11 protein-coding genes are annotated in these 6,168 nt (G+C 27.3%); 5 read left to right on the forward strand and 6 right to left on the reverse strand.

The annotated features are described in order from the left end of the window. Positions 1-10: 10 nt before the first annotated feature. The gene (locus MJQ71_RS20580; protein ID WP_238808832.1) at positions 11-997 is read right to left on the reverse strand and encodes a tetratricopeptide repeat protein; all 987 of its coding nucleotides are present in this window, start codon (positions 995-997) and stop codon (positions 11-13) included. 135 nt (positions 998-1,132) lie between these two features. Here MJQ71_RS20580 and MJQ71_RS20585 point away from each other — a divergent pair, with 135 nt between their 5' ends. Together MJQ71_RS20585 and MJQ71_RS20590 are read left to right on the forward strand one after the other, a co-directional pair. Next, positions 1,133-1,498: a helix-turn-helix domain-containing protein gene (locus MJQ71_RS20585; RefSeq protein ID WP_238808833.1), complete on the forward strand. Its 366-nt coding sequence runs from the start codon at positions 1,133-1,135 to the stop codon at positions 1,496-1,498. Positions 1,499-1,525: 27 nt separating this feature from the next. Continuing rightward, complete coding sequence (locus tag MJQ71_RS20590; RefSeq protein ID WP_238808834.1) at positions 1,526-1,753, forward strand: hypothetical protein; 228 nt, start codon at positions 1,526-1,528, stop codon at positions 1,751-1,753. Here MJQ71_RS20590 and MJQ71_RS20595 read toward each other — a convergent pair. After that, the gene (locus MJQ71_RS20595) at positions 1,750-2,106 is read right to left on the reverse strand and encodes a hypothetical protein (RefSeq protein WP_238808835.1); all 357 of its coding nucleotides are present in this window, start codon (positions 2,104-2,106) and stop codon (positions 1,750-1,752) included. The two genes, MJQ71_RS20590 and MJQ71_RS20595, sit on opposite strands and share 4 nt — an antisense overlap. A gap of 182 nt (positions 2,107-2,288) precedes the next feature. On the opposite strand from MJQ71_RS20595, the gene MJQ71_RS20600 reads away from it, so the two are divergent. Together MJQ71_RS20600 and MJQ71_RS20605 are read left to right on the forward strand one after the other, a co-directional pair. Next, positions 2,289-2,651: a hypothetical protein gene (locus MJQ71_RS20600; RefSeq protein ID WP_238808836.1), complete on the forward strand. Its 363-nt coding sequence runs from the start codon at positions 2,289-2,291 to the stop codon at positions 2,649-2,651. Positions 2,652-2,930: 279 nt separating this feature from the next. Next, positions 2,931-3,095, forward strand: a complete 165-nt coding sequence (locus MJQ71_RS20605) for a hypothetical protein (RefSeq protein WP_238808837.1) — start codon at positions 2,931-2,933, stop codon at positions 3,093-3,095. Here the strand turns inward: MJQ71_RS20605 and MJQ71_RS20610 are convergent. The 3 genes from MJQ71_RS20610 to MJQ71_RS20620 all read right to left on the reverse strand — a co-directional run bounded on the left by MJQ71_RS20610 (position 3,090) and on the right by MJQ71_RS20620 (position 5,309). Beyond that, positions 3,090-3,296 (reverse strand): hypothetical protein, encoded by a 207-nt coding sequence (locus MJQ71_RS20610; RefSeq protein WP_238808838.1) that lies wholly within the window; start codon positions 3,294-3,296, stop codon positions 3,090-3,092. The genes MJQ71_RS20605 and MJQ71_RS20610 overlap by 6 nt on opposite strands. A 440-nt stretch (positions 3,297-3,736) precedes the next feature. Continuing rightward, positions 3,737-4,378, reverse strand: a complete 642-nt coding sequence (locus tag MJQ71_RS20615; RefSeq protein WP_238808839.1) for a hypothetical protein — start codon at positions 4,376-4,378, stop codon at positions 3,737-3,739. A gap of 46 nt (positions 4,379-4,424) precedes the next feature. Continuing rightward, entirely contained in the window at positions 4,425-5,309 is an 885-nt protein-coding gene (locus MJQ71_RS20620; RefSeq protein WP_238808840.1) for a DUF5780 domain-containing protein, read from the reverse strand. Positions 5,310-5,393: 84 nt separating this feature from the next. Between MJQ71_RS20620 and MJQ71_RS20625 the strand changes: the two genes are divergently transcribed. Beyond that, on the forward strand, positions 5,394-5,615 hold the full coding sequence (locus tag MJQ71_RS20625) for a hypothetical protein (protein WP_238808841.1): 222 nt from the start codon (positions 5,394-5,396) through the stop codon (positions 5,613-5,615). Here the strand turns inward: MJQ71_RS20625 and MJQ71_RS20630 are convergent. After that, a complete protein-coding gene (locus MJQ71_RS20630) occupies positions 5,604-5,951 on the reverse strand; it encodes a hypothetical protein (RefSeq protein ID WP_238808842.1) in 348 nt (115 codons plus the stop codon). The genes MJQ71_RS20625 and MJQ71_RS20630 overlap by 12 nt on opposite strands. Between the last annotated feature and the right edge of the window lie 217 nt (positions 5,952-6,168).

Genomic DNA, 6,168 nt, shown 5'->3' on the forward strand with positions numbered 1-6,168 from the left:
TGAATTTTATTTAATATAATTTATAGACTTCAAAAACTTCTATTCCAATTTTATCTCTATTAACTCCCGTAGTCATTCGATAATTGTTTAATCTTCCATATGTATCATAAAATTCTACGTGCCACGAATATTTACAATTTCCAAGCTGTTCAACTGGATAAATGTCTATTAATCTAAATTTTAAACTCAATCTATTTGTTAAAAATTCTTTTTGTGGTTGTAAACCGCATATATCACTTATTTGTCTATCTATTTCATTTTGTTTCTTTTTTTCAATTATTTTATCTAAACAACCTTGATATTCTTTTTTAATATCACTCGTTCTCACTATTTTACCATTATATTCTAACTTATCAAACCTTAAAGAAATGTGGTCTAAATCTTCAACCATATTTTGTATATATGAATGATAATACTCATTATAACCAACAAAAGTGTAATAAGAATATAATTCTTGTGCAGTATATAATGATTTCCTAACATCGTTTGTATATCTATGTAATACACTGTCTTTCACCATTGTTAATAAAATCACATCATCAATTTTAGATTTCAAATCACCAACACCTTTATTATTTCCACCAACACTTTCAGCCAATTTTATAAATTTTTCAGCCTTTGATATTTCATCTTTATCATAATAAATTTGAGCCAACATAAAATTACTATCAAAAAAATTACTATTCACTTCCCAAGATTTTAATAATAGTTTTTCAACATCATTAGAATTTACACTACTAATTTTTGATTGATTATTACTATAAAATTTAGCCAATAAATAATTTGCTTCAAATGAATTTGGATAAAATTCTAATAATTGTTTATACTCTTCTAAAGATTCAATTCCTTTCTCCTTTTGATAAGCTAAATGTTTATCAATGTCTTTCAAAGGTATTTTTAAAGCAGATGGTTTGTAATGGTAATATGTTACAAAGGATAAACAAAGAATTGTTCCAAGTATAATTAAATAAGCAGTTGGATTTTTAAATCTTTCCATGAAAAGTATGAGAATTTACAAATTATAATTTCTCAAAAGTAAGTTTTAAAGATAAAAATTCGATGAAGAAATAAAAACTGTAAGGAATAATTAAGACCTTTGGGGAATAATTTATTCACCAAAATTTGAAAAGATATGTTGATTGGAAATAAAGTAAGAAAATTACGTGAATTACGTAATTACACACAAGAACACATGGCAAAGGAATTGAACATGACTACAACAGGATATGGAAAGATTGAAAGAGATGAATCGGAAGTAACTGTTCAAAAATTGGAAAAGATAGCCACAATTTTGGGAATAAAAGTAGAAGATATTATAAACTTTAATGAAAGTTTAGTTTTTAATGTAATGCACAATCAAACAGGAATTATGAACGGGTATGTTGTTCATAATGAAAGTTTTGAAAATGAAAGAAAGTTATTTGAACAAATAATTGCTCAATTAAAGGAAGAAAATGTCTATTTGAAGAATATTATAAGTAAATTTCAAGAAAAGTAATTTTGTATATATTTATGAGAAAATGTGATGTATAAACAAGTTCAAACAGATAGTAAAATCATTTTAAATGGTTCAAAAAGTTTTGTTTCTCCAATAGCAACTTTAAAAGATGAATATGGTGGAATTTGTCAAATAATCAAAGATGACCATTGTTATGTAATTTGTTTAAAGGGTGAAAATAATTACTATTCACCAACTTCATATATTTTCAAAGAAGTTTTTGAAGTTTTAAAATATTTACCAATTCCTACTTAAAACAATTCTTCATTTAGCTTATCATTACATTTAAAATCATTCTTTATTAAAATATCCTTTTCAATAAGATCTCTTTTATCTTCCGAATCTTCTACTAAAATACAAACACAATTTGCATCATGTCTTTTAATACAAGATTCTTTATGATGGTCTTGAAATCTAATTGGAAAACTATTTGATTTACCACAATATACCAAAGTATGTGTATATTCATTATTCACCAACTGTCTATTTGAAAATATATAAACACCCCCAACGTTTTTAAAATCTGAATCAATATGATAAATAGAAAATCTATATTCAGATTTTGAAAATCCTATAATTCGCAATTCACTATTTGTAAGTTTTGACATATCCTTAATTTGTTTTAATTTTTGACAAGTTTATGTGAAAAACACTATTGTAAAAAGACATTTTTCAAATGTTTATTTAAAGGTATATATTTATGTGAAAATCTTGATTAATAGATATATAACTATTACGTTTGTGGAAAAAACACCAAACTGTGAATTATTTTCAAAGTTACATAAGCAATATGGCAGGTATAGTTAGAACAGGCTATAAGTCAAATGCTTTTGCCCCATTGGTATGGTTCGATGGTATTATAATTCCCACTATATTAGTTTTTATAAATTTAATTGATAATAATATTATTGATTACTGTTTAATAGGATTATTGGGTATAATTGTACTATTTTCTTTATCAATGTATTTAGCATTATTTTTGAAAGACCCTAAACTTTTACAATCGGAAAATTTTAGATTAGAAGATAAAAAATTAGATATAATATCTCAAAAAGGTGGGGTTGTATCAATTAATCCTGTCGAGTTAACACTTGCAGAATATCAGCAAACACGACAATTATCAGAATATAACGAGGGAGAAAATAATGGTTAAGACATATATAGTTGTATTTTCATTTGAATATGATATTGAATTAGTTAAGCCCTTTCTTAACGAAAGTAGTGATATTGAATTTTGGTTTCAAAATCTTCCAAGTTCATTATTTATTAATACAAAGTTGAGTGCCAATGATTTATATACTTTAATAAGTAATAAATTTGGACAACATAAAATTTTCATAACACCTGTTAAAAATTATTTCGGTCGTCTCCCAAAAGACCATTGGCAACATTTTAAAAATAAATAGTATATATTTATGTGAAAATATATAAAATGGAAACAGAACAAATAACACCTCAAAACATTCTTTTAGAAAACTTGGAATGGCTTTCAAAAAATAAGATTAATGTTATTTTAGGAAATTTAATAGGATTTTCAACGAATGATGAAAAATGGCTTGATAAATGGATTGCTGATGAATATGGTAAACCATCATAAAGATTTTAGTATATTTCTTTCTTCTTCATCCTTATCAAATTTATCCTTAGCATTTGAAAGAATTTTATTTTTAATTTCTTCTCGATGTTCATGTGGATACATTTCTAAAATAGCGTCTAACAAAGCGGAAATGTAACAAGTATTTGAACGAACATCAAAACCATTTTTACCATCTAAACTACTTATCACCTTTTTGTCCATTATTGAAAAGATTTAAACAGTTTGAATTTGTCGCAAGTAATTATAAAGACTTTATAAAGGAAAGAATTACTTTGTTTATTTATTAAAAGGTAAGAAAAGAATTTTTCCAACGACTCGCAAGTGCGATGCTGGGGGATTTAATTTGGTTTAATTAATTGATTTTAAGGCGTTTACGCACTTGCTTAGAGTTGGAATCAAACCAACTTTAAATGACAACGCCAATATGCCGTCCCAAGTAAAGTTGTGTGCTTTGGACTAAAAAATATAGTATAAACCGAGAAATTTTCGAGAACAAAGCCTTTGAATGTTTCCCTAATCTCGTGTCGAAGGTAACGATGAACGAAACGAACTAAAAAAAAGATTCAGAGAATTAACACTTTGAACTTTGCATTTATCACGTAGCAAGTAAAATATGCTTAACAAGTTTATAGAATATATTACTATTTTCTTTTTTGGTTTACCACCTTGTAAGCCGAGATATACTTGTTTGCCTGATAAATATTGGAATTTAAAGTATCAATGTTGGTATTCAAAGTTTTGCTTGACAAGGAAGATTCTTTTAATAGTAATTTTATTTCTGATAATTCTTTCTTTTGCTCTTTTTCATCATTATAATCTTTACGTAACGAATATCCTAATGTAACAATAGAAACCCCTAAACCGATAAGAGCAACCCTGTTTGACATCTTAGCGGACTTAAAATTCTTTTCAGAACTTGCTCTATTTAATTCTGCTTCTTTAAACGACAACAGCTTCATGCAACTATCAGACCTCATTGTAAAGTTGCAACTTAAATGTTCATCAAGTTTTTTAATGTCATTTGCACTACTTTCGTGTGGACAATGTGCTTCTTCGTGAAAGAAAGAGTTCCAAAACCATTCCCTAACACAACGCTCTAAGCACCCACCACTATCAAATTCAAAATTTTCAGCTTGAAGCCTTTGAACTAACACATTAAAACTTATTCCACAGGTTAGACATTCGCTACCAATTTCAAGTACTCTTTTATATATATCTTCGGGCGATTTTGATTCAATTGAATCAACTTTTGAATTACAGGTTGGGCAAACTGTTGGCTTCATTTTATAGCGACTTAAATAAATTATAAAATCTCATACGTAAATAGTATTATTCTCCACTGATACCAATATTTGTCTTTGGAAGCCATTTAGTACCATTTTTAAAATGAACCGATTTAATGTTTATCTTTATTTTGGTAGTATTCTCATGTCCGTGTAATGTCCATGTAGAATAATTTTCATCAAAAGGTTCAATTTCGTCTTGCGATATGCCTTTGAATCTATTGGTCTTATATAAATAATGACTTACTGGTCTATTATAGTTATCATAACACAAAATATCTACTTCAAAAGCGTCTATTATCTTGTTCGATATATTTCTTACTTCTAATATTGCTTCGGGATTTCCAATAGAATTATATGATACATTCGCCTTTGATAATTCAATAGGCACGCCCAATGCCCTTAACTTTTCATATTTTTTATTTATTTCATCTTGTTTGTTTTTTATGGCAGCATCTTCTTTTTGTAGCTGAATAACCCTATCTCTTTCATATAAACTATCTACTTGACTTTTTACTTCATCGTAATTTGCAAATTGCAGTGATGACACATATCCAATTTTTTTATTAAAAATTACTTTTAAAAAGTCGTTTTCATAGTCAATTACCTCAATACTGCTACCTTTTGGAATAAAATCCGAAGCACTACCATTCAATACTGGCGTTTTTCTAAATGGCATTTCATTTTTTGTTAATACGCTCACTTTTTTAAACCCCAAAATACTATTGTTTTTTAACGTTAAAGCCGTTATTTGATTTTCTACTTTGGCTATATCTGAATTTATTCTATCCAAATCACTTAACATCCTCGATTGTTCACTTTTAAGGCTATCTAATTTTTTAGATAGATAATTAGAATCCTGAGAAAAACAAGTATTTATAATAGCCGTAAAAGATAATACGATACTTAATATGCAAATTTTATAATTCATTTATTGATATTTATTAAGCTAATTAAATTTGCTTTTATTAACTTTATTTTGTATATTTGTACTATAAAAATGTTAATGTAGTATATGTTTTTTAGCGAAACCAATAGAATCCCAAGTAAAGAAAGTAGATTGGATTTATTAGATAAATCAATTGATTTTTTAGTTAAATACCGAGAAAGGTTTAGCCAATTAGAAGGCGACGAATCTTTGTATTATTGTGGAGTTCACCATAGAATGTTTTATGGGCTTCAATTTCATTTGATTGATGGAAAAAATGAAATTAATATTCCTGTTTTATTTGATTAAAATAGATGGCTTAGGCCTTCTCTCTATAACATCATTAACGCACTCTGTTATTGAATACAGTCGGTCTATTACAATTACTGCTTTTTCGGTGGTCAAGTTTTCATCATTTAAGTTTTCAAGTAACACATCTTTGTCTTTTATTGCTTGCTCAAACTTTGTAGGAATTTCAATAGAATCTAACATTTCGACAATAAAATCATAATACTCGACTACTGTTTTTAATGGAGTTTGTGTATCAAATGGAAAATCTTGTGATTGGTCAAAGAATCTTTTATATGAATCTAAGTTTACCTTGTTGTAAACTAATCTTTCTTTCGGTGTTAATTCGCCTTCCATATTTATCTGTTTTTCACAAAAGAACTAAAATGTCACCAAGTAAAGAAGAAGAACTTAGTTTATTTATTATTCGGTAAGAGAAAGAAACACTTTCCAACGACCGCAAGCAAGATGCTTAGGATTGGATTTTGAGTTAATTAATAGATTTATCAAGCGTTTACTTGCTTGCTTTAGTTGGAGACCAAAGATTTTGAATAATTTTCTAATCAAATGTCCC

It is taken from the genome of Emticicia aquatica (assembly GCF_923079645.1).
Classification (GTDB): domain Bacteria; phylum Bacteroidota; class Bacteroidia; order Cytophagales; family Spirosomataceae; genus Emticicia; species Emticicia aquatica.

Bases quoted from the DNA above. Each gene is read 5' to 3' on its own strand.
- MJQ71_RS20600 (WP_238808836.1), top strand. From the start codon at position 2,289: ATGGCAGGTATAGTTAGAACAGGCTATAAGTCAAATGCTTTTGCCCCA.
- MJQ71_RS20630 (WP_238808842.1), bottom strand. From the start codon at position 5,951: ATGGAAGGCGAATTAACACCGAAAGAAAGATTAGTTTACAACAAGGTA.
- MJQ71_RS20580 (WP_238808832.1), bottom strand. From the start codon at position 997: ATGGAAAGATTTAAAAATCCAACTGCTTATTTAATTATACTTGGAACA.
- MJQ71_RS20590 (WP_238808834.1), top strand. From the start codon at position 1,526: ATGTATAAACAAGTTCAAACAGATAGTAAAATCATTTTAAATGGTTCA.
- MJQ71_RS20610 (WP_238808838.1), bottom strand. From the start codon at position 3,296: ATGGACAAAAAGGTGATAAGTAGTTTAGATGGTAAAAATGGTTTTGAT.
- MJQ71_RS20615 (WP_238808839.1), bottom strand. From the start codon at position 4,378: ATGAAGCCAACAGTTTGCCCAACCTGTAATTCAAAAGTTGATTCAATT.
- MJQ71_RS20585 (WP_238808833.1), top strand. From the start codon at position 1,133: ATGTTGATTGGAAATAAAGTAAGAAAATTACGTGAATTACGTAATTAC.
- MJQ71_RS20620 (WP_238808840.1), bottom strand. From the start codon at position 5,309: ATGAATTATAAAATTTGCATATTAAGTATCGTATTATCTTTTACGGCT.
- MJQ71_RS20625 (WP_238808841.1), top strand. From the start codon at position 5,394: ATGTTTTTTAGCGAAACCAATAGAATCCCAAGTAAAGAAAGTAGATTG.
- MJQ71_RS20595 (WP_238808835.1), bottom strand. From the start codon at position 2,106: ATGTCAAAACTTACAAATAGTGAATTGCGAATTATAGGATTTTCAAAA.
- MJQ71_RS20605 (WP_238808837.1), top strand. From the start codon at position 2,931: ATGGAAACAGAACAAATAACACCTCAAAACATTCTTTTAGAAAACTTG.